This is a genomic window from Acrocarpospora catenulata (assembly GCF_018476525.1).
In the GTDB taxonomy this organism is placed as follows: Bacteria; Actinomycetota; Actinomycetes; order Streptosporangiales; family Streptosporangiaceae; genus Acrocarpospora; species Acrocarpospora catenulata.
In genome coordinates this window covers 92192-113813 of the sequence record NZ_JAHCST010000002.1, presented here as the reverse complement: position 1 = coordinate 113813, position 21622 = coordinate 92192, and the positions used below count along the sequence as shown (strand labels likewise).

The following is a 21622-nucleotide window of genomic DNA, read 5'->3' as shown; positions in this document are numbered from 1 at the left end:
CAGTGAGTCGCCTGCACCGAGACGATGCGGCTGTCCAAGGGACGGGTTTCTCATAAGTAGCGCTGCTCGATCACGGCGATCAGGCGCTCCAGCTGCTCGTAGGTGGGTGGTTCGACCACGTCGTCAAGGTTGGTGGCCAGTTGGGTGCCCTTGGCGAGGTCGGTGAAGATTTGGGGGTTGGCGGTGCGGAAGCCGTACTTGGCGGCCAGGCGGGCGAATTCGGGGTCCTCGGTGAGCAGGCGGCCGACCCTGGTGGCGGGCTCGTCGAACGGGACCAGGGTGTGCTTGCTGAGCACGGTCGGGGTGGGGTAGAGCAGCCGCATGTCGGGGCGGATGGCGCCGTCGGCGGCGAACAGGCGGGCGGCGTACTGGGCCTCGTAGATCATGACCATGGGCGTTTTGCCCATGCCCATCGCGAGGTAGTCCTCGAAGGGCGCCTCGGTGCTCGACTCGGAGTAGCCCTGGTCGAGGAAGAGCGGCGCGATCTTGGGGGCCACCTGGTCGGCCTGCTGCGGCGAGCTGACCACGTCGTCGTTGTTGGCGACGTAGCTGGTCACCGCGAGATACATGGCGGCCGAGTTGGAACTGCGAATATCGGTGGTGGTCAGCAGCACCCGCTTCCGCGCCTTGTACGCCGACCCCGCCAAATCCTCCCAGCGAGTCCCATTAGCCACCAGATCCAGATATTTCCGGATATCGAGTGAATTGCCGGTTACGAGGCCCGCCTTGGTGAGGGCGTCCACGATCGGCTGGAAGGTCGCCACCGCCATCGGCGAGTGGAACGGCGCGAAGGTCACGGTCGCCCCGCGGTCCTTCTTGATCTTCTCTGCGGCGGGGGCGCTCGACGGGAAGGCGAAGGCGTACTTGCCCAGGTCGACCGTGGTGGCGATGTCCCGGGAGCCGGCGGTGTCCACCTCCACCTTCAGCCCGTGCTTGGCGAACGCGGCCTGGACCTGCGGGTCGTCGAAGAACGGCTTCTTCTCCGACCCGATCACGCCGCGCACGACGGTCAGTTCGTCCCCGGTCCGGTTCCCGAGCACCAGAGCCGCGGCCACCGCCCCCAGGAGCAGCAGCGCCAACCCGGCACCGATCCAACTTCTCCTCATGACACCTCGAATTATGTGAGGTGTGCCCAATCCGGACGCGCCTTGGAAGCGAGAATTCAGCGGGCGTTCACTTCCGGGTAATTGAGAAGTCCAATCCGTCCGGGACTACGTGTTATCCCACCGGGGCGCAGAGAACTGCACCGTAACGCACGATTGCAAGTTTTCCCCCGTTGCCGGGTGTGACGATGCTGGCGTTTTCGACTACGGGGAGGCGAACATGTACCAAGATCCAATGTTGCCGCCGGTCGTGGCGCGAGCGCTCGCGGAGTACCGCTCGCTCCTGGCCGACCACGGCATCACCTGGGGCGAACCGCCGCTGGGCTACGTACGGATGATGAGTTTCCTCCGTTTCCCGGATGAGGCGTACCAGATGTCCAACGTGCCCGACCTGGACCGGGCCTTCCGGGACGCCCTGCGCGGCCACACCACCCCCGACGGGCTCACCGTCCTCCAGCTCACTCCCAACGGGCTCCGCCTGGAGGCCCGCCCGCTCGCGGTGCTGTCCGCCACGCCGCTGCCCGGCGTCCTCCTGGTCGACTCGGCCAGGGACGAACCGGCCACCGTCCACGTCGACGGCGCCCCCTACCCCGTCCCGCCCGGCGGGGCCCGGCTCATCGAGATCACCACCGCCAGCACGCTCACCATCGACGGGGAACCGGTCGACCTGTCGGTGCTCACCCGGGCCGCCGTCCCCGCCCGCCTCCGGCTGAGCGCCGGATTCCCCTGCCGGTGGAGCGTCACCACCGCCGACGGCCAGGGCTGGTACCCCGACGGCGCCGACCGCCGCCGCGACTACCACGGCGAACCCTTCTTCCACGGCGACGACCTGCTGGTGGAGGTCCCCGCCGAACCCCTCACCGTACGGGTCACGCGCGGCATGGAGTACAGCACCGCCGAGGCCGCCGTGCACCCCGCCCCCTGGCGGGAGACCCTGGTCGAACTGGCCCCGGAACGCCTCTACGACGCCGCCGCCCGCGGCTGGTACGGAGCCGACCTGCACGTGCACCTCAACTGGGCGGGCGACATCGTGGCCACCCCCGCCGCGGCCGCCGCCATGCAGCACGGCGAGGACCTGCACGTCCTCAACCTGGTCGCCGGGAACGTGGCCGGCGAGCGCGTCTACGACAAGGAGGCCCTGCACCACTGGGCCGGCCGCGACCTGCCCTGGTCCGACGCCACCCACGTGGCCCGGATGGGCGTGGAGTACCGCAACGACCTGCTCGGCCACGTGCACGCCTTCGGCCTGGTCGCCCCGCCGTCCAGCTACCACACCGGCTTCGTCGGCCAGGCCGACTGGCCCCCCAACGGCGCCGCCTGCGGCGAGCTCAGGGAACTGGGCGCGGTGATCGGCTACGCCCACCCCTTCCACGGCAGGGTCGAGCACCCCGCCGACGTCGTCCGCGCGGGCGAGCGCAACTGCGAGGCCCGCGCCCTGGTCGTGGACGCCGCGCTCGGCCTGGTGGACGGCATGGAACTGCTGCACTTCTCCGAGATCCCCGGCACGGTCACCGTCTACCGGCGGCTGGTCGGCGCCGGCAACCGGCTGGCCGCCCTCGCCGGCACCGACACCATGCTCTCCTTCACCCGCCAGGACACCGTCTCCAGCCCACCCGGCTGGGAACGCGTCTACGCCCGCCTGTCCGGCCCGCTCTCCGCCGACTCCTTCGCCAACGCGGTACGGCTCGGCCGCACCTTCGCCACCACCGGCCCCTGGCTGGAGCTGACGGTCGTGGACGAGGCCACCGGCCTGCACGCCGACCTCGGCGACACCCTCCACCTACGCCCCGGCGACCGCGTCACCGTCACCGTCCGCACCGTCGGCCCCGAGGTCGAACGCCTGGAACTGCACACCGCCGACGGCGTCATAGCCACCGGCCCCGGCGGCGAACTCACCACCACCCTCGACGTGACCACCCCCACCTACCTGGTCGCCGCCGCCTCCGGCGGACGCCACCCCCGCTCCCTCCACCGCGAGGTCTACGCCCACACCAGCCCCGTCTACCTCGACGTCGCCGGCCGCCACGTGGCCCGCCCCGAAGACGTCCACTGGTGCCTGGAATGGCTGAACCTCCTGTCCACCACCATCCGCGACCACGCCCGCCTCGACTCCCGCGACCAACTCCGCGACCACCTCGACCTCATCGAGAAGGCCATCACGGTCTACCGCTCCCGCCTGATTTGACCCCGGCGGGCCCGGCGCTCCGGGCCCGCCTGGGTTTGACCTGGAGTGCGCTCCAGAAACCACACTTACTTCCCAGCGCCCGGACCCCTGCCGGGCACGGGGAAGGATGACGCATGAAATACCGCACGATCGGCACAGACCCGGCCAACCGTCGCGAGGTCAGCGTGCTCAGCCTCGGCGCCATGCTGTTCGGCACCGCCACCGACGAGGCCACCTCGTACGCCATCCTCGACCGCTACGTCGAGGCCGGAGGCACCTTCATCGACACCTCCGACAACTACGCCTTCTGGGAGAACGGCGGCCAGGGCGGCGAAAGCGAAGAACTCCTCGGCCGCTGGCGCCGCAGCCGCGGCATCGGCGACGAAATCGTCATCGCCACCAAACTCGGCGCTCGCCCCCTGGCCCCCGGCACCAGCTACACCGACAACCCCGAGGGACTCTCCGCCAAGGTCATCCGCGAATCCTCCGAACGCAGCCGCGACCGCCTCGGCCTGGACAAACTCGACGTCCTGTACGCCCACATCGAGGACACCAAGACCCCCCTCCAGGAAACCGTGGAGGGCTTCGCCGAACTCGTCGCCGAAGGCACCGTCGGCCTCCTCGGCGCCAGCAACCACTGGATCTGGCGCGTCGAACGAGCCCGCAACATCGCCGCCGCGGCCGGCCTCCCCGGCTACGAACTCCTCCAGTACCACCACACCTACCTCCGCCGCCGCACCGACCGCCCCTCCCCCCTCTCCGCCGACGGCGACCTCGGCGCCACCTCCGGCGACCTCCTCAGCTACGTCCGCGCCGACCCGTCCCTCACCCTCGTCGCCTACAGCCCCCTCCTCCGCGGCGCCTACACCCGCCCCGACAAGCCCATCGACGAGGCCGTCCGACTCCCCGGCTACGAAACCCGCCTAACCGCCCTCCACGAAGTGGCCACCGAACTCGGCGCCACCCTCAACCAGGTGGTCCTGGCCTGGCTCATCTGCGGCGACATCCCGGTGATCCCCCTGATCGGCGCCTCCTCGCCGGCCCAGCTGGAGGAGAGCCTGGGCGCCGTCGACATCGAACTCACCCCGGACCAACTGGCCAAACTCGACGCCGCCGGGTAGTTCCCGGCAACCGCCCGTCTCCCTCAGGAAGACGATGGGGTGGTGCTGGCCCGGATCTGCCAGGCGGCCGGAATACATCGTTCGGCATGGTCGCCCAGGGAGCGTGAGGCGTAGGACCTGTCAAGTGTCGAACAGAGTGCGACCCCAGTAGTCGCCCGCGTCGCGTACCCCTGGTGGAACGGCGAACAAGCCGCTCGACACGTGCTTGATGTACTCGTTGAGGACATCCTGCCGGGCCAGCGCCATCTGCACGGGAACGAACGCTCGCCGCGGATCACGCTGATACGCGATGAAGAACAACCCGGCGTCCAGGCGGCCCAGGCCGTCGGAGCCGTCCACGAAGTTGTAGCCGCGCCGGAGCAAACGGGCCCCGCCATGGCTGGATGGATGCGCCAGCCGTACATGCGCGGCATCGGCGATCAACGGTTTGCCGTCGGGGCCCTTCTTGGTGAAGTCCGGCTCGTCGAATTCCTTCTGGGAGCCGAGGGCGGCGCCTTCGCCCTTGTTGCGGCCGAAGATGGCTTCCTGTTCGGTTAGGGAGGTGCGGTCCCAGGTTTCGATGTGCATGCGGATTTTGCGGGTGACCAGGTAGGTTCCGCCGGACATCCAGGATGTGCCGTCTTCGGGGGCCGCCCAGAGGTGGGTACGAAGCTCGGAGGTGTCTTCGAGTTTCAGGTTGGCGGTGCCGTCCTTGAAGCCCATCAGGTTCCGCGGGGTGGCCTGGGCCCGGGAGGTGGAGGATGTCCGACCGAAGCCCAGCTGGGAGTAGCGGACGGAGACCTTGCCGAACCCGATGCGGGCCAGGTTGCGGATGGCGTGCACGGCCACCTGGGGGTCGTTCGCACACGCCTGCACGCAGATGTCCCCGCCCGAAATTTCCGGCAAAAGCGCGTCTCCCGGAAATTTTGGCAGATCGGCCAAAGCGGCGGGGCGTTTCCCAGCCAGCCCGAAGCGGTCGTCGAAGAGGGAGGGGCCGAAGCCAATGGTCAGGGTGAGGCCGGAGGGGGGTAGGCCGAGGGCTTCGCCGGTGTCGTCTGGGGGAGCCTCGGGGACGCCGCCGACCGCGCCGAAGGTGCCCGCCTCCTGGCCCTGGGTCATGCGGGCGGCGGCGGCCGTCCACTCCTGGAGCAGTTCGATCAGTTCGTTCCGGCTAGCGGTGGTGACGTCGAAGGCGACGAAGTGCAGCCGGTCCTGGGCGGGGGTGACGATTCCGGCCTGGTGCTCGCCGTAGAAGGGCACCGCCCCGGCGGTGTGCACGGGTTCCGCGGCCGTGACCCCCTCCTCGGAGCCAACCCGGACGGCTAGGGCCCCCGCCCCGGCGGCGGCCACCCCGGCGGCTCCGAGCCCGAACAACTTACGCCGACTGATGCCCGACATGATGTCCCTACTGACGCTGACTACAGCAATGTTCCCTGGAATGCCTCTGCGTGCCGCGCCCCCGCGGACCAGAGGGCCGCCGGTCGGCCGGGCCACCGTCCCTGATCGGTGGCACGGCCGACCGGACGACTACTGCGCCACCACTGCGGCGATCTTGCTAACCGGCTCGGCGAGGGCGTTGATCGCGTCGGAGAGCACCTTCAGGTCGTCCTTGGACAGGTCCGTGTGCAGTTTCCACCCGTCGCCACTGCGATGCGCCTCCAACGCCGCCTCCGCCCCCGCGAACTTCTCGTCCAGCGTCTTCACCAGGTCGGGCGCCCGCGTCTCCAGCACCGGCCGCAGCGCCTGCACGGCCGCCTTGGAGCCGTCCAGGTTGGCGGCGAAGTCCCAGAGGTCGGTGTGCGAGTAGCGGTCCTCCTCACCGGTGATCTTCCCGGTGGCCACCTCGTCGAGGAGTTCCTTGGCCCCGTTGCCGAGCTGGAGCGGGGAGAGCTTCTCCGCGTTCGCCCGCTCCACGATCAGTTTGACATCGCTCATCAGCTGGTCGGCGATCGGCCCGGACTTGCTGACGTCGTTGTCCTTCCAGAGGTCGCGCTCCAGCCGGTGGTACCCGGTGAACTCCATGCCCTCCTCGATGACCTCCTCCCGGCCGTCGATCTTCGGGTCGAGGTCGCCGAAGATCTCCGCGACCGGTTCGATGCGCTCCCAGTAGGTACGGGACACGGGGTAGAGCGACTTGGCCTTCTCGATGTCGCCCGCCTTGACCGCGTCCACGAATTCCTGGGTCTTCACCAGGAGGGTGTCGGTCTGGCTCTTCACGTACCGCTGGTAGCCGGCGGTGGCCTCGGCCATCTGGGCGTCGTCGGTGAGCGGCTTGTGCTCGCCGGTCACCTTGAGCGGACCCCGGATGCCCTTGCCGATCATCCCGGGCTTGCAGGCCGTCTCGTACGTCCCCGGCGGCAACTCCACGACCAGTTCCCTGGTCAGCCCGGGCACGATGTTCTCGATCTCCCCCATGACCCGGTCGCCGGGGGCGTACACGTAGAACTCGGTCACCTTGCTTCCGCCGTTGGTGATCGAGAACGTGCTGGTCCCGGCCGCCAGCTCGGCGGTGGCCACCTGGCAGGAGGTGTCGTTGGCGGCCACCGTCACCTTCGCGGGAAGGTCGCCGCCGCCGGCCGGGGCGGCGGAGGGCGCCGGGTCGGCGCTGCCGCAGGCGGTGAGTGCGGCTAGGGCGAGGGCGCCGATGATGATCGGGCTACGCATGGGTGGACTCCTGAGGGCTTCCTGCGAAGTGAGGTGGGGGACTACTGCGAGACGGGCTGGCCGGCGGTGGCCTTGGGCAGGCCGCCCGCCGGGCGGAGGAAGAGGAACAGCACCGGCACCGCGTACGCGACCCAGGCCACCATCTCCAGCACGGTGGGCTGCGCGGTGATGTTGAACATGCCGCTGACCAGCGCGGAGTACCAGGCCCCCGGGTCCAGTACGGCGCTGAGGTCGAACGCCTGGGTGGTCAGCCCCGGCAGCAGGGCGGCCTCCTGCAGGTCGTGCACGCCGTACTTGAGGATGCCGGCGGCGACCAGGATCAGCAGCAGGCCGGTCCAGGTGAAGAACTTGGTGAGGTTGATCCGGAGCGCGCTGGCGTAGATGCCCCAGCCGATCAGGACCGAGGTGAGCACGCCGAGGGAGATCCCGATGAGCGGGCTGGCGGTGGTGGCGGCGCCCTGGGCGGAGGCGAAGAAGAGCAGCGAGGTCTCCAGGCCCTCCCGGATCACCGACAGGAAGGCCATCACGGCGACCGCGACCGAGCCGACCTGGAGCGCCTCACCCAGCTTGGCCCGCAGGTCGGTGGAGATCTTCCGGGCCGCGCCGCGCATCCAGAAGATCATCCAGGTCACGAAGACGGTGGCCGCGATCGAGGTGAGGGCGTCGAACAACTCCTGCTGCTCGTGGTTGAGGTGGGCGGCGGTGAACGACAGCAGCGCGCCGAACCCGATGGCGAGGACGAGGGCGGTGCCCACTCCGGCCCAGACGAGGGGGAGTTTGTCCTTGCGGTCGCTCTTGACGAGGAACGCCACCAGGATCGAGACGACCAGGGTCGCCTCCAGGCCCTCGCGAAGGCCGATGAGGAAGCTGGCGAACACGTGAACACTCCAAGGTGAGGCTTGCCTAATTTAGGCCAGCATTACCTTACCCGTATGACTGAGCGGCCACACAGGGGGGTGTCCGGATAAATTCGGTGGCCTGCGGTGGCCCGGGGCCGTAAGGTCGGTCACGTCCCACTGCCGGTTCCCTGGAGTTGACGTTGAAGACCGCGGCCTGACCCAGATCGTCTCTTTCCCCACGCCTGTGGGGGTGAACCGATCTGAGGTCACCCACCGCGTATTCGTACGTACTCGACCTCAGGGAACCGCTTTATGTTGGTATTGCATGATCTTTCTTTCGCCTGGCCGGACGGCACCTCCGTCCTGGAGGGCGTCGAATTCACTTTCGGGCCCGGGCGTACCGGGCTGATCGGGGTCAACGGCTCCGGCAAGTCCACCCTGCTCCGCATCGCCGCCGGGGAACTGGCGCCCAGCCGGGGGAGCGTCAAGGTGGGCGGCGTGCTCGGCTACCTGCCGCAGAACCTGCCGCTCGACGTCGCCCGTACGGTCTCCGACCAGCTTGGCATCACCCCGGCCAGGCAGGCGCTGCACGCCATCGAGCGCGGCGAGACGGCCGAGGAGCTCTTCGAGGCCGTGGTCTGGGATGTGGAGGAGCGGGCCAGGGCCGAGCTGGACCGGCTCGGGCTCGACCAGGTGGACCTGGACCGTACGGTGGCCACGCTCTCCGGGGGAGAGGCGATCATGGTCGGCCTGGCCGCCCAGTTCCTCCGCCGCCCCGACGTGCTGCTGCTGGACGAGCCCACCAACAACCTCGACCTGACCGCCCGGCACCGCCTGTACGACGCCATGCTGGCCTGGAACGGCACGCTGGTCGTGGTCAGCCACGACCGGGGCCTGCTCGGCCTGGTCGACCAGATCGCCGAACTGCCCTCCGGGCGGATCTTCGGAGGCCCCCTCGAGGCGTACGAGGAGATCATCGCGGCCGAGCAGGGGGCGGCCGAGCGGGCGGTGCGGACCGCCGAGGCCGACCTGCGGCGGCAGCGGCGCGAGCAGATCGAGGCGCGCACCAAGGCCGAGCGCTCCGCCCGGTACGGCAAGAGGATGGCCGACGAGGGGCGGGCACCGAAGATCGTGCTCGGCGCGTGGAAGCGGCAGGCGCAGGTGACGGCCGGACGGCAGCGCGGGCTCCACGAGGAGAAGGTGGCCGAGGCGCGGGAGCGGCTGGCCGAGGCCGAGGAACTGGTACGGGACGACGCGGAGATCAGGATCGAGCTGCCCCGGACGGTGGTCCCGGCGGCGCGGGTGGCGCTGCGCCTCCCGCTGCCCTGGCTGACCGCAACCGATCACGATATTTCGGGCATGTCGCCGGAGGCGGAGGTGCCGGGGCGGGCCATGGACGAGCTGGTGGTCCGCGGACCGGAGCGGATCGCACTGGTCGGGCGGAACGGTTCGGGCAAGACCACGCTGCTGGAGGCGATCGCCGCCCTGGCCGATCTCCCCACCTCCCGCCCCCCAGGTACCGAAATTTCGGGAGAGGTGTATGTGCCGGCGCGGTACCTGCCGCAACGCCTGGACATTCTCGACGACTCGCTCAGCCTGCTGGACAACGTACGCGCCGCCGCCCCCGACGCCTCCGTCAACACGATCCGGGCGGGCCTGGCCCGGTTCCTGTTCCGCGGCGCCCGGGTCGACCAGCGGGCGGGCACCCTCTCCGGCGGGGAACGTTTCCGTGCCGTCCTGGCCACGCTGCTGCTCGCCGACCCCCAGCTGCTGCTGCTCGACGAGCCCACCAACAACCTGGACCTGGCCAGCGTGCGCCAGCTCGCCCAGGCCCTCGGCGCGTACCGGGGGGCCTTGATCGTGGCCAGTCACGACCTGCCGTTCCTGGCCTCGATCGCCCCCACCCGCCGAATTGACACGTCCGGACTTATCCAACAAAAGTTAGATGGGTGATCACTCCCCGGTACCTCGTCCTGGCCGCGACCGCGGTGACGCTGACGGCCTGCACGTCGGCCCCCTCGGGTTCCCCCGCCAGCGTACCGAGCACATCAGGGACCACCGGCAGTGCCGCACCACCTGGGCTCACCCCCGCCGCGTACCGCACCGCCCTGGACGCGGCGGGCGGCCCGGTGGACACCGCACTCAAGAACCTGGAGAAGGGTAAAACGGCCAAAGCACTGCAGGAACGGCTGGATCGTGCCGAGAGAGCGGTCGAACAGGCGCTCCAGCAGCTCGAACCCGTGCAGCCGCCCGCCGAGATCACCACCGAGCACGCCGACTACCTCGACGGGCTGCGGTCGATGCGGACCAGCCTGGGCGAACTGCGCAGCGGGGTGGATCAGCGCGCCTACTGCACGGCCACCGCCGTCATGGCCGGTCTCGGCAAGTCCGAGGGGTTCACCGCGCTCCGGGAGGCGGGCGTCGATCTGGCCTCGCTCGGCGACTACCCGGGCGGCAAGGTCACCGTGAAGCCGCCCAAGGAGCGGAACCGGAGCCTGTCCAACGGCAAGCTGCTCCGCTCCAGTATCCGGGGCGGGCGGAGCAAGCTGACCGTCAGGAACGACGGCAAGCAGGACAGCGTGCTCACCATGATGCTCGGCAAGCGCAAGGCGATCACCGTCTACGTGCGGAAGAAGAGCAAGGCCACGATCACCAACATCAAGGACGGCAGCTACCGCGTCTACTTCACCACCGGCACCGACTACGACAGCAAGAAACGCGCCTTCACGCGCGGCTGCGACTTCGTCAAGTTCGACGACCCCGTACGCTTCCGCACCACCTACAGCGGCTCCGCGATCCGCTGGGTCGACTGGACGCTCACCATCACTCCCGTGGACGGAGGGAACGCCAAGTTCAGCGAGGTCGACCCGGACGATTTCCCGGCCTGACCTGTCGGAAACAGGAAAGCCGCGGTCCCGGAGGCGCGGGACCGCGGCGGCGGGAACTCAGCTGGAGAAGAGCGCGTTCACCCAGCTACGCCGGTGGTGGCCGTAGTGGTGGCCGCCGTGGTGCCCGCCGCCCCAGGCCGGCCCCGGCGCCGGCGGCGGCGCGTAGTGCTGCTGGTTCCACTGGTTCTCCATGCGGCTGAGGGTCTCCAGCTCGCCGTAGTCGAGGAAGATCCCGCGGCAGTTGTCGCACTGCTCGATGTGAACCCCGTTGCGGTCGAAGGTCCGCATGTTCCCGCGGCACTTAGGGCACTGCATGAGTCCATCTCCTTAAGAGGCGTACAACCGAACACCCTACGACGTAGGCGGTGTGGCCAGGATCCTCTCGCAGGAGGAGACCAGAGCCTCCGCCGCCTCGTCAAGGGTGTTCCCCTCCCGGCGCGCCGTGGTCACGGCGATGGCGGCCAGTTGCACGGTCAACGCCCGTGCCGGACCGTCGAGTTCCCGCCACGGATCCTCCGGTGTCACCGCCGTACCGCCCTCGGCCAGGTACGCTCCGAGAAACCGCTCCCACTCGGCCCCCGAGACCAGCCCGGAGGCGTACCAGGCGGCCGGGCGGGCCAGATCCCAGACCTGCTCGCCGTACCCCAGGTCGTCCGGGTCGATCAGCAGCCACCCGCTCGGGAACCGGACCAGCTGTCCCAGGTGCCAGTCCCCGTGCACCAGCCGGTTCCCGCGCGGCGCCAGATCCAGGGTCCGGTACGCCTGCCGGATCACGTGACCCTCCTCCAGCGGGGCGACCGCCCGATGCACCCGGTCCTGCCCGCCCATGGCGGGCAATCCCGGCGGCACGGGTTGCGCGTGCAGCCGGGCCAGCAGCCGCCCGCCCGCCTCCCAGGGCGGTTCCTCCAGGTCGTCGGGGGTGAGCGGGATCCCGGCCGGCCACACGCTGACCAGCCGGTCGCCGACCCGATCGATCTTCAGCGGCGCGAGCATCAGTCCCGGCAGCCGAACCGCCAGCCGGGCCCGGAGCGCCTTCTCGTCGGCCCCCGCCGGATGAGCCTTGACCACCAGCTCACCCACCCGGAGCACCAGCACCTTGGTGTCCTTCAGTACGGTCACCGGACCGTCGCCGCCGGCCAGCCGGAGCAGATGGGGGACCAGGTCAGGAGACACCCGGGACAATCTACCCGCCGAAGAGCTGCCCCTGCTCATCGATGAAGCGCAGGACCCGGTTGTTCACCTCGGCGGCGCACTGACCGGCGATGGTCGCCGCCTGGCTGGACACCCAGCAGGTCGACGGTGTACACCCGGCGGTGCTCGGCCAGAGCCGCGAGGTTGGGCAGCCACATGACGCTGGTGGCGCCCCTGCCGTGCAGCAGCACGATCGGCGGCCGGTCGTCCTGGCCGAACTGGTAGACGCGGACCCGCCCGAACCCGGTGTCGACGTCGCGGGCCTGCACGGGGGACGGGAAGGCCGAGGCCCCTTCGTCGTAGACCTTCTCGTACCTCTCCTGAGCCGCCGGTGTCGTGAACCGGCCGATCCTGGCGCGTGCCATCCCATCGCCTCCTTTGCCATACGATCGTATGATAAACGGCGAAACAGGAAGTACGGATGCCAAAACAGGTCGATCATGAGGAGCGGCGCGGACAGATCAGCCAGGCGCTGTGGCGGATCGCCGCCGAGCGCGGGCTTGAGGCCGTCAGCATGCGGGAGGTCGCGACCGCGGCGGGCATGTCGATCGGGCTGGTGCAGCACTACTTCCCCAGCAAAGACGAAATGCTCGTGTACGCCACGAGCCGGCTACGCGAAAGACTCGGCGAGCGGATCCGGCGCGGCCTGGCCGCGGTGCCACTGCCGGCGAGCCCGGCGGCCCAGCTGCGTGCCCTGCTGACGGCGCTGCTCCCGACCGATCCCGACAGCAGGGCGGAGACGCTGGTGGGCGTCGCGGTGTTCATCAGGGCACTCAACGACCCGTCCATGGCCGACCGCTACCGCGAGGGCCGTGCCCAGCTCGCCGCAGCGGTGGCCGACCTGCTCCAGAAAGCGGGTCCGGCGAAGGACGGCGACGCCCAGCGTGGCGAAGAGGCCGCGCTGGCCGCGGACACCCTGCTCGCCCTTGTGGACGGGCTGGCCTCCGATCTGCTGCTCGGCCACCTCACCACCGAGCGGGCTCTGCGCATCCTCAACGGCCAGATCACTCGCCTGGGTCATCGGACCTCCACCGGTCCGCCACCTCACTGATCGGGTCTTCTAGGGTGATCCTCATGAAGTTGGGATTCGCGGTGCCGGTGTCGGGTGCGTGGGCCACTCCGGAGAACATGGCGCGGGTGGCGGGCCGGGCCGAGGAGTTGGGCTACCACGAGGTGTGGACGTTCCAGCGGCTGCTCTATCCGGTGGGCCACCCGATGGGGCCCACCTACCTGAGCGTGCAGGACCCGATCGTGACCCTCGCCTACCTGGCGGGGCTCACCCGGCGGATCCGGCTGGGCGTGGCGGTGCTGAACCTGCCGTTCTACTCGCCGGTCATGCTGGCCAAGCTGCTTTCCACCCTGCAGAGCGTCGCGGGCGGGCGGCTGGACGTCGGGGCCGGCCTCGGCTGGGTGCCGGAGGAGTTCGTGGCCTCGGGTGTGCCGATCGAGCGGCGCGGCAAGCGTGCGGAGGAGTACATCCCGTTGCTGCGCCGGCTCTGGAGCGAGGATCCGGTCGAGCAGGACGGCGAGTTCTACACGGTGCCCGCCGCCCATCTGAACCCGAAGCCCCCGGTGGTGCCGCCGCTGCTGCTCGGCGGGGGCGCGCCCGCCGCGTTGCGCCGGGCCGGGCGGCTGGCCGACGGCTGGATCTCCGCCAGCCGGATGGACCTGACCCGGCTCCACGAGCAGATCTCCGCGGTGAAGGAGGCGGCCGAGCAGGCCGGTCGCGACCCGGAGGCGCTGCGTTTCATCTGCCGTGGCGTCACCCGGCCCGGTGACGACACGTCCGGGCTGCTCGCCGGGCCGTACGAGAAGATCAAGGAGGACGTGGCGGCGCTCGCCGAGCAGGGCGTGACCGAGCTGTTCCACGACCTCAACTTCAACCCGGCCGTCAGCGGCCCGGAGGCCGACCCGGCCGAGTCGATGCGCCGCGCGGAGGAGGCCCTGGAGGCGCTGGCGCCCTAGAGCACCTTCGACAGGAACGCCTGGGTGCGCTCGTGCCGGGGGTTGGTCAGCACCTCCTTGGGGGCGCCGCGTTCGACCACCAGGCCGTCGTCCATGAAGACCAGGGAGTCGCCGACCTCCCGGGCGAAGCCCATCTCGTGGGTGACCACGATCATGGTCATGCCGTCCCCGGCCAGGTCGCGCATGACGTCCAGGACCTCGCCGACCAGCTCGGGGTCCAGGGCCGAGGTGGGCTCGTCGAAGAGCATCAGCTTGGGGTGCATGGCCAGCGCGCGGGCGATGGCCACCCGCTGCTGCTGGCCGCCGGAGAGCTGGGCGGGATAGTTGCCGGTGCGGTCGGCCAGGCCCACCCGGTCCAGCAGGGCGCGGGCCTGCTCGGTGGCCGCGGCCCGGCTGTCCCCGCGCACCCGCAGCGGCGCCTCCATCACGTTCTCCAGCGCGGTCATGTGCGGGAACAGGTGGAAGCGCTGGAAGACCATGCCGATGTCGCGGCGCTGCGCGGCCACCTCGCGGTCGCGCAGCTCGTGCAGCCGGTCGCCCCGCTGCCGGTAGCCGATCAGCTGGCCGTCCACCCAGAGGCGGCCGGCGTCGATCTTCTCCAGGTGGTTGACGCAGCGCAGGAAGGTGGACTTGCCGGACCCGGAGGGCCCGACCACGCACATCACCTCGCCGGGCCGTACCTCCAGGTCGATGCCCTTCAGGACCGGCACATGGCCGAAGCTCTTGCAGACCGCTTCGGCGCGCACCATGGGCTCGCTCATCGGCGGTGGCCTTTCGCGTAGTGGCGTTCCAGGTAGAACTGGCCGACCATCATCAGCGAGGACAGGAACAGGTACCACAGGCAGACCATCACCAGCATCGGGATGATCTGGTACGTGGTGGCGTAGATGGTCTGCGCAGTGAAGGTCAGTTCCAGGTACGGCACCGCGGCCACCAGCGAGGTGTTCTTCAGCATCGAGATGGCCTCATTGCCGGTCGGCGGCACGATCACCCGCATCGCCTGCGGCAGCACGATCCGGCGGAGCGTCTGCGCCCGGCTCATGCCGAGCGCGGCGGCGGCCTCCTGCTGGCCGTGGTCGACCGACTGGATGCCACCCCGGACGATCTCCGCCATGTACGCCGCCTCGTTGAAGATCAGGCCGAGCGCGGCGGCGGCCGCGGCGCTGTAGAGCGCGTTGGTCTGGCCCTGGACGAACTGCGGCCCGAACGGGATGCCCAGGCCCAGAGTGGGGAAGAGCGCCCCGATGTTCCCCCAGATCAGCAGCTGGGTGAACAGGGGAGTACCGCGGAAGAACCAGACGTACAGCCAGGACGCGCCGCGCAGCAGCGGGTTGGCCGACAGCCGCATCAGCGCCAGCACGATCCCGAAGCCGACCCCGCCGGCCATCGCCGCCACGGTCAGCCAGATGGTGTTGCGCACGCCGTCCAGCACGGGCGGGGAGAACAGGTATTTGGCCTGCTCAGGCCAGTTGAAGGCCGGGTTGGTGAGCAGGCTGTTGACCAGCATGGCCGCCAGTACGGCGACCGCCACCCCCGCCACCCACCGGCCCGGATGGCGGACCGGCACGGCCTTGATGGGGTGCCGTTGTTCGCGGTGGTCCGGGCGCTCGGCCACCCCGAGCCCCGGTCCCGCGTCAGCCCCGCGCACCGTTGATCACCGGATCGGTGATGGCGCCCTGCTGGACGCCCCACTTGTCGAGAATCTTTTGGTACGTTCCATCGGCGATGATCGCTTTGACCGCGGCCAGCACGGCGTCCTTGAGGGTGCCGGAGTTCTTGCCGATCGCCCAGCCGTACGGGGCGGTGCCGTAGGCGGTGCCGATCACGGCCAGCTTGCCGCCGGTCTGCTTGACCACGTAGCCGACGATCGGGGAGTCGGCCAGCATCGCGTCGGTCTTCCCGGCCACCAGGTCGGCGTTGACCTCGGTCTGCTGCTTGCGCACCACGGTCTGGATGGCGGGCTTGCCGGCCTGCTGGCAGGCGGCGCTGCGGACCGCCACGTCCTGTACCTGCACGGTGCCCTGCTGCACGCCGACGGTCTTGCCGCAGGCGTTGTCCGGGGTGACGTGCTTCGGGTTGTCCTTCAGGGACGCCCACGAGGTGCCCGCGCTGTAGTAGGTGACGAAGTCGACCGCCTTCTCCCGCTCCTTGTTGTCGGTGAAGGAGGAGATGCCGATCTCGTACTTGCCGGACTGCAGTCCGGGGATGATCGTGTCGAACCCGGCGTTCTGGAACTCCGGCCGCAGGCCCAGCTTTCCGGCGACGGCCGTGCCCAGTTCGACGTTCCAGCCGACGATCTGCTGGGTGGCCGGGTCCACGTACTCGTTGGGCGGGTACGAGGCGTCGGTGGCGATCATCAGCTTCCCGTCGTCCCTGATCGCCTGCGGAACCTGCGCGGCGAGGCTGGGCACCGGGCTGGGCGTCGCGGCGGTGGTCCCGGTGTTGCCGGTGTTCCCGCAGCTCACGACGGCCAGCCCCAGGCCGCAGGCGCCCAGGCCCAGAGCACAGGCGCGTATGGCGCGCCAGGGGCGCGACCGTGTCATGTTTCATCCCCCCGAATCCCATTTGGGCTGGAATCCACCCTAGGGGGTCATTTCATATGCCCTGGCAATCAGCTCGTAGGACCGGAGCCGGGTGTCGACGCCGTGCACGGTGGTGGTGATCATCAATTCGTCGGCCCCGGTGCGCTTGCGCAGCTCGTCCAGGCCGGTACGGACCTGGTCGGGATCGCCGTAGACGACATCGGCCAGCCGCCCGTACACGAACTCGGACTCGGCGGCCGTGAACGGGTAGGCGGCGGCCTCCTCGGGGGTGGGGAAGCGGCCGGGGCGCCCGTGCCGCATGCGCAGGAAGGCCAGCGCCCCCGGCAGGGCCTGCCGCCGCGCCTCCTCCTCGGTCTCGGCCGCCAGCGCGGAGACCCCGATCATCGCGTACGGCTCGGCCAGCGCCTCCGACGGGCGGAACGAGGTGCGGTAGATCTCCAGAGCCGGTTCAGTGTTGACCGCGCTGAAGTGGTGGGCGAACGCGAACGGCAGCCCGAGCAGACCGGCCAGCCGGGCGCTGAACCCGCTGGAGCCCAGCAGCCAGATGGGCGGGCGGTCGTCGCCGCGCGGGATGGCCTGGATGCTGGGATAGGTCCCGTCCAGGAACGCGGTCAACTCGGCGACCTGCTGGGGGAACTCGTCCGGGTCCACGTGGGCCGAGCGGCGCAGCGCGTGCGCGGTGGCCAGATCGGTGCCGGGGGCGCGGCCCAAGCCGAGGTCGATGCGGCCGGGGTGCAGCGCGTGCAGGGTGCCGAACTGCTCGGCGATCACCAGCGGTGCGTGGTTGGGGAGCATCACCCCGCCCGACCCGACCCGGATGGTCCGGGTGGCCGCCGCCAGATGCGCGATGATCACCGCCGGGGAACTGCTGGCCACCCCCGGCATCCCATGATGCTCCGCCACCCAGATCCTGAAATATCCCCATTCTTCGGCGCGTTGGGCGAGTTCGGTCGCGCCCCGGAGCGCCTCACCGGGCGAACTGCCCTCGCCCACGGTGACCAGTTCCAGCACGGACAGCCGATTGTTCTCCATGAACACCGACAACCGGAGACCTACTCCGGATATTTCCCGCCAGCGGCGTGATCAGCCGATTGGTTTCCGGCCTGGGGCTCCTGCCATGCTTGCACCATGACTGAGCGCAAGCCCATCTCCTGCTGGCTGTCGGACATGGACGGCGTCCTGGTCCACGAGGGCAAGCCCGTGCCCGGAGCCGACGAGTTCATCAAGAAGCTGAGCGCCTCCGGCAAACGGTTTCTCGTGCTCACCAACAACTCCATCTACACCCCCCGCGACCTGTCGGTACGGCTCCGCGCGGCCGGCCTGGACGTGCCCCCCGAGGCCATCTGGACCTCCGCGATGGCCACCGCCGACTTCCTGGCCACCCAGCGCCCGGAGGGCTCGGCGTACGTGGTGGGCGAGGCGGGCCTGACCACGGCCCTGCACGAGGCCGGCTACGTGCTCACCGACCTGGACCCCGACTACGTGGTGCTCGGCGAGACCCGCACCTACAGCTTCTCCCACATCACCCGGGCGATCCGCCTGATCGAGAACGGCGCCCGCTTCATCGCCACCAACCCCGACGCGGTCGGCCCCTCCCACGAGGGCAACCTCCCCGCCTGCGGCGCCGTGGCCGCCATGATCACCAAAGCCACCGGCGTGGACCCGTACTTCGTCGGCAAACCCAACCCGATGATGATGCGCAGCGCCCTCAACCGCATCGAGGCGCACAGCGAGAGCACCGCCATGATCGGCGACCGCATGGACACCGACGTCGTCTGCGGCATGGAGGCCGGCCTGCACACCATCCTGGTCCTCACCGGCGTGACCCAGCGCGGCCAGGTCGACCGCTTCCCGTTCCGTCCCTCCCAGATCGTCGACTCGGTGGCCGACCTGATCCCCTTGGTCTGATCGGCCGTAAATCACCCCTGCGCCCGGTCGGGGGACCGGGCGGGGCCTTGCTCGGATTTGGCCAGGAACGGTGAGCGGCCGAGGATGATGATCCCGGCCACCAGCGCGATCAGGCCCGCGACCTCGCCCGCCAGGGCGGGTGGATCGACGCGCAGGCGTTCGCCGAGGATGGCCACGCCCAGCACGATCCCGATGATCGGCTCGGCCGCGGTGGCGGCCGGCAGCGAGACGCGCAGCGGCGCGGCGTCGAAGGCGCTCTGGCTGAGCAGGATGCCCACCACCGCGACCATGATCAGTAGGTACGGCTGCCAGGCGGTCAGCAGCGCGCCCAGCCCCTGCCCGGTCCGCTCCATCCGGACCAGCGAGTCGCGGGTCAGCACGTCCTGGACCCCGTACAGTGTGCCCGCGGCCGCCGCCAGCAGCATCGCCTTGGTCGACAGCGCGGACCGTACCGCCACCAGCACCAGCCCGCCCGCCGCGATCAGCGTGACCAGCATGGCCAGCCAGGCGGCGGGGCTGGAGTCGGGCGGGCCGACGCTGTGCGGCTCCCCGGACACCAGGAACACCGCCACCCCTCCGCTGACCAGCACCGCCCCCAGCCACTCCCCGCGTCCCAGGCGCTCCCGGTACACGGCCGCCGCCACGGCCAGGGCGAAGATGAGGTTGGTCGCCGTGAGCGGTACGACGCGCGCCACGTCACTGCGCTGCAGGGCCAGCGCGCCGAGTAGCTGGCCGCCGATCATCGCGGCGAGGCCGCCCAGCCAGAGCGGCTTGCGGATCAGGTGCAGCAGCAGGCGCAGATGCAGCATCTCGCCGAGCGGCTCGGCGTAGGCCGCGTGCTGCTGGGCCACGAATCCCAGCCCGAGCAGGCCCGCCGCCGCCAGCGCCAGCACGATGGTGATCAAAAGACCGACGCCTGCCGGATGCTCTGCTGTCGGCCCCGCATCGCTCGCCTCCACGAATCCCCCACCCGAACCCGAGTGGTATTTACCCATTTGTCCAGTAATGCGTCGCCACTCTACGGGCAGGTGGGTAGGGGAAACTGCCGGATTCTGTCAGCATTGCGTGTGAGGCTGAAGGGATGAACCGCCTCTATCTGGAACTTGGCCCCAAGAAGGTCTTCGCCTGTTCGATCGACTGGCCCGGCTGGTGCCGGATCGGCAGGTCGGAGGATCTGGCGATCGAGGCTGTGATCGACTACACGGGCCGCTATCGGGTGATCGCCGAGCGGGCGGGGATCCCGTTCGCTCCCGGCGAGCCGGCCGTCGTCGATCGGGTCAAGGGCGACACCACCACCGACTTCGGTGCCCCCGGTGCGATTCCCGACAGCGACCGGGAAGCTGTCGGAGCGGCGGAGGCCGCTCGGGCGGGGGCCCTGCTCGGTGCCGCCTGGGCGGAGTTCGACGCGGTGGCGGAGATCACCCCGGAGGAACTCCGCAAGGGTCCGCGTGGTGGCGGTCGTGACCGTACCAAGATGATCAACCATGTGATCGAGGCCGAACGCGCCTACGCCCGCCGCCTCGGACTGAAGATCCCGCCCCTCAAAACCCCCGACGACGTGGCCGCCATGCGCGCCACCCTCCTGGAGACCCTCTCCCGCCCTTCGCCGGCCCCGAGCGAAGAGAACTGGCCCGCCCGCTACACCACCCGCCGCGTCATCTGGCACGTCCTGGACCACCTGTGGGAGATGCAGGATCGCTCCGGCTAGTCGATCGAGCGGCGCAGTCGCTTCAGGTCGGCGCGGTGTTTCTTGTTGGTGAGGCGGTGTTCCACGGCGCCTTTGGACGGTTTGGTGGGCCGCCGTTTCTTGGGCGGTGGCGCGATCGCGGCGCGGAGCAGGCCGGCCAGGCGGGTTTCCGCGGCTTCGCGGTTGCGCAGCTGGGCGCGGAACTCCGACGCGGTGACGGTGATGGTGCCGTTGACGAGGCGGGAGGCGAGTCTGTCCAGGGCGCGGGCGTGCAGCGCGGGCGGGAAGACCGTGCTCCCCGCGAGGTCGTAGGTGAGCTCGACGCGGCTGTCGGTGGTGTTGACCCCCTGGCCGCCCGGTCCGGACGAACGGGAGAAACGCCAGCTCAGCTCGTTTTCTGGAATGACGATGGACGGCGTCACCACAATGGGTCCCGGCATGGGTTTCCCTCCTTCCGAAAACCGGACCCGGCAAGGGTATCTGGCGGTTGTACCCGCTGCTCAACGCATTTATCGGCGTACGCCTGGCGGGGGCCTGGCCGGTCGGGCACAGTTGCTGCGTGACGATTGTGGGAGTGCACGGAATCGGCAAGTACCACTATTTCGAGGAGGCGGGGAGGTCTCCGCAGGGCGCGGCCGAGGTGATGCGTGCCAAGTGGAACGGATACCTGCACAAGGGGCTGGGGACGAAGAAGGCCTACGCCGGGGAGTCGTACGTGGCCGAGGTGGCCTACTACGCCCAGCACCTGCGGAAAGGGGAGCCGCAGCCGCCCAAGAAGATGGACCCGGCCTCGAAGATGGTGTTCGCCGACTGGACCAAGCAGCTGAACGGGCGGGTCGCGACGGTGGCGGGGGAGTCGCTGACCGGGCTGGCCCACCGGATGGCGGAATGGCTGCTGGGACGGCTGGGGGAGAACGCCGTCCGGTTCGCGGAGGATTTCTGCCCGGAGGTCGCGACCTACCTGGCGGGTGGGGAGCCGCGGACCCGGTCGAGGAACGCGGTGGCCGAGACGATCCGGCGGCGGAAGCCGAGCGTGGTGATCGCGCACTCGCTGGGCAGTGTAGTGACCTACGAGACGTTCTGGGCGCATCCGGATCTCCGCACCGATCTGCTGATCACCCTGGGCAGCCCGCTCGGCATGCGGAACGTCGTCTTCGAGCGGCTGGCGCCGGTGCCGGTGAACGGGAAGGGCTCCCGGCCACCGGGGGTCAAACGGTGGGTGAACGTGGCCGACAAGGACGACCTGGCGGCCATTCCGCCGGGGCTGCGGCCGTACTTCCAGGGGGTCGACCAGGACATTTCCTGCAATATCGACTGGCTGGACTTCCACACGGTGCGTAACTACCTGGGTTGCGGGGTCCTCACCGACCTGCTCAAACCCCACCTGTCCTGATCCCCGTACGCCCCCGGCAGCCGGGCCTTCCCGAACTCGTCGTTGCGCGTTTGGCGGTTGTTCAGTCACAGCGGGTAATCCGCATGTCTGTTCACTAATGGTTTTTTCGCAGGTCAGCAGCCTTACCCGCAACCGTCAGGTGAGTGTCCTGCACTGTAAGGGTGCAGGGAAATGCGT

General features: G+C 69.7%; 22 protein-coding genes. 9 read left to right on the top strand and 13 right to left on the bottom strand.

Annotated elements, in window-relative coordinates; translation table 11 throughout:
• Positions 1–50 precede the first annotated feature (50 nt).
• Complete coding sequence (locus KIP79_RS02470; protein ID WP_214103032.1) at positions 51–1106, bottom strand: hypothetical protein; 1056 nt, start codon at positions 1104–1106, stop codon at positions 51–53.
• 217 nt (positions 1107–1323) lie between these two features.
• On the opposite strand from KIP79_RS02470, the gene KIP79_RS02465 reads away from it, so the two are divergent.
• The gene (locus tag KIP79_RS02465; protein ID WP_214103031.1) at positions 1324–3288 is read left to right on the top strand and encodes a CehA/McbA family metallohydrolase; all 1965 of its coding nucleotides are present in this window, start codon (positions 1324–1326) and stop codon (positions 3286–3288) included.
• Positions 3289–3401: 113 nt separating this feature from the next.
• Complete coding sequence (locus KIP79_RS02460) at positions 3402–4388, top strand: aldo/keto reductase (protein ID WP_214103030.1); 987 nt, start codon at positions 3402–3404, stop codon at positions 4386–4388.
• A 120-nt stretch (positions 4389–4508) separates the two neighbouring features.
• On the opposite strand, the gene efeB is transcribed toward KIP79_RS02460, so the two are convergent.
• The 3 genes from efeB to efeU all read right to left on the bottom strand — a co-directional run bounded on the left by efeB (position 4509) and on the right by efeU (position 7909).
• Positions 4509–5765: an iron uptake transporter deferrochelatase/peroxidase subunit gene (gene efeB / locus KIP79_RS02455; protein ID WP_214103029.1), complete on the bottom strand. Its 1257-nt coding sequence runs from the start codon at positions 5763–5765 to the stop codon at positions 4509–4511.
• A gap of 129 nt (positions 5766–5894) precedes the next feature.
• Entirely contained in the window at positions 5895–7031 is a 1137-nt protein-coding gene (gene efeO / locus KIP79_RS02450) for an iron uptake system protein EfeO (protein ID WP_214103028.1), read from the bottom strand.
• 41 nt (positions 7032–7072) lie between these two features.
• Positions 7073–7909, bottom strand: a complete 837-nt coding sequence (efeU, locus tag KIP79_RS02445) for an iron uptake transporter permease EfeU (RefSeq protein ID WP_214103027.1) — start codon at positions 7907–7909, stop codon at positions 7073–7075.
• A 273-nt stretch (positions 7910–8182) separates the two neighbouring features.
• Between efeU and KIP79_RS02440 the strand changes: the two genes are divergently transcribed.
• Both KIP79_RS02440 and KIP79_RS02435 read left to right on the top strand, forming a co-directional pair.
• Positions 8183–9823 carry an ABC-F family ATP-binding cassette domain-containing protein gene (locus tag KIP79_RS02440; protein ID WP_214103026.1) on the top strand — a complete coding sequence of 547 codons (1641 nt, stop codon included), beginning with the start codon at positions 8183–8185 and terminating at the stop codon, positions 9821–9823.
• Positions 9820–10758, top strand: coding sequence for a hypothetical protein (locus KIP79_RS02435; protein WP_214103025.1), 939 nt, complete (start codon positions 9820–9822; stop codon positions 10756–10758). The genes KIP79_RS02440 and KIP79_RS02435 overlap by 4 nt, the downstream gene beginning before the upstream one ends.
• Before the next feature lie 57 nt (positions 10759–10815).
• Here KIP79_RS02435 and KIP79_RS02430 read toward each other — a convergent pair whose 3' ends face one another.
• From KIP79_RS02430 to KIP79_RS02420, 3 genes are read right to left on the bottom strand one after another with little or no spacing between them, the layout of a single operon-like run.
• Positions 10816–11073 carry a TFIIB-type zinc ribbon-containing protein gene (locus tag KIP79_RS02430; protein ID WP_214103024.1) on the bottom strand — a complete coding sequence of 86 codons (258 nt, stop codon included), beginning with the start codon at positions 11071–11073 and terminating at the stop codon, positions 10816–10818.
• Between the two features lie 36 nt (positions 11074–11109).
• On the bottom strand, positions 11110–11931 hold the full coding sequence (locus KIP79_RS02425; protein ID WP_214103023.1) for a phosphotransferase family protein: 822 nt from the start codon (positions 11929–11931) through the stop codon (positions 11110–11112).
• 35 nt (positions 11932–11966) lie between these two features.
• The gene (locus KIP79_RS02420; protein ID WP_214103022.1) at positions 11967–12314 is read right to left on the bottom strand and encodes an alpha/beta fold hydrolase; all 348 of its coding nucleotides are present in this window, start codon (positions 12312–12314) and stop codon (positions 11967–11969) included.
• Positions 12315–12370: 56 nt separating this feature from the next.
• Between KIP79_RS02420 and KIP79_RS02415 the strand changes: the two genes are divergently transcribed.
• The gene (locus tag KIP79_RS02415; RefSeq protein WP_214103021.1) at positions 12371–13000 is read left to right on the top strand and encodes a TetR/AcrR family transcriptional regulator; all 630 of its coding nucleotides are present in this window, start codon (positions 12371–12373) and stop codon (positions 12998–13000) included.
• Positions 13001–13023: 23 nt separating this feature from the next.
• The gene (locus KIP79_RS02410; protein ID WP_214103020.1) at positions 13024–13914 is read left to right on the top strand and encodes an LLM class flavin-dependent oxidoreductase; all 891 of its coding nucleotides are present in this window, start codon (positions 13024–13026) and stop codon (positions 13912–13914) included.
• Here the strand turns inward: KIP79_RS02410 and KIP79_RS02405 are convergent.
• The 4 genes from KIP79_RS02405 to KIP79_RS02390 are packed head-to-tail and all read right to left on the bottom strand — an operon-like array spanning position 13911 to position 17489.
• Positions 13911–14675 (bottom strand): amino acid ABC transporter ATP-binding protein, encoded by a 765-nt coding sequence (locus KIP79_RS02405; protein ID WP_308169530.1) that lies wholly within the window; start codon positions 14673–14675, stop codon positions 13911–13913. The two genes, KIP79_RS02410 and KIP79_RS02405, sit on opposite strands and share 4 nt — an antisense overlap.
• Positions 14672–15562 carry an amino acid ABC transporter permease gene (locus KIP79_RS02400; RefSeq protein ID WP_308169529.1) on the bottom strand — a complete coding sequence of 297 codons (891 nt, stop codon included), beginning with the start codon at positions 15560–15562 and terminating at the stop codon, positions 14672–14674. Before KIP79_RS02400 ends, KIP79_RS02405 begins: the two co-directional genes overlap by 4 nt.
• Positions 15549–16457, bottom strand: a complete 909-nt coding sequence (locus KIP79_RS02395; protein ID WP_214103019.1) for an ABC transporter substrate-binding protein — start codon at positions 16455–16457, stop codon at positions 15549–15551. The genes KIP79_RS02400 and KIP79_RS02395 overlap by 14 nt, the downstream gene beginning before the upstream one ends.
• 39 nt (positions 16458–16496) lie before the next feature.
• A complete protein-coding gene (locus KIP79_RS02390; RefSeq protein WP_214103018.1) occupies positions 16497–17489 on the bottom strand; it encodes an LLM class flavin-dependent oxidoreductase in 993 nt (330 codons plus the stop codon).
• A 96-nt stretch (positions 17490–17585) separates the two neighbouring features.
• On the opposite strand from KIP79_RS02390, the gene KIP79_RS02385 reads away from it, so the two are divergent.
• Positions 17586–18365 carry an HAD-IIA family hydrolase gene (locus tag KIP79_RS02385; RefSeq protein ID WP_214103017.1) on the top strand — a complete coding sequence of 260 codons (780 nt, stop codon included), beginning with the start codon at positions 17586–17588 and terminating at the stop codon, positions 18363–18365.
• Positions 18366–18376: 11 nt separating this feature from the next.
• Here the strand turns inward: KIP79_RS02385 and KIP79_RS02380 are convergent, their stop codons facing one another.
• On the bottom strand, positions 18377–19270 hold the full coding sequence (locus KIP79_RS02380) for a DMT family transporter (protein WP_214103016.1): 894 nt from the start codon (positions 19268–19270) through the stop codon (positions 18377–18379).
• A gap of 176 nt (positions 19271–19446) precedes the next feature.
• Between KIP79_RS02380 and KIP79_RS02375 the strand changes: the two genes are divergently transcribed.
• Positions 19447–20073: a DinB family protein gene (locus KIP79_RS02375; protein WP_214103015.1), complete on the top strand. Its 627-nt coding sequence runs from the start codon at positions 19447–19449 to the stop codon at positions 20071–20073.
• Here the strand turns inward: KIP79_RS02375 and arfB are convergent.
• The gene (gene arfB / locus KIP79_RS02370) at positions 20070–20492 is read right to left on the bottom strand and encodes an alternative ribosome rescue aminoacyl-tRNA hydrolase ArfB (protein ID WP_214103014.1); all 423 of its coding nucleotides are present in this window, start codon (positions 20490–20492) and stop codon (positions 20070–20072) included. The genes KIP79_RS02375 and arfB overlap by 4 nt on opposite strands.
• Positions 20493–20611: 119 nt before the next feature.
• Between arfB and KIP79_RS02365 the strand changes: the two genes are divergently transcribed.
• Entirely contained in the window at positions 20612–21445 is an 834-nt protein-coding gene (locus tag KIP79_RS02365) for a hypothetical protein (RefSeq protein WP_214103013.1), read from the top strand.
• Positions 21446–21622 lie beyond the last annotated feature (177 nt).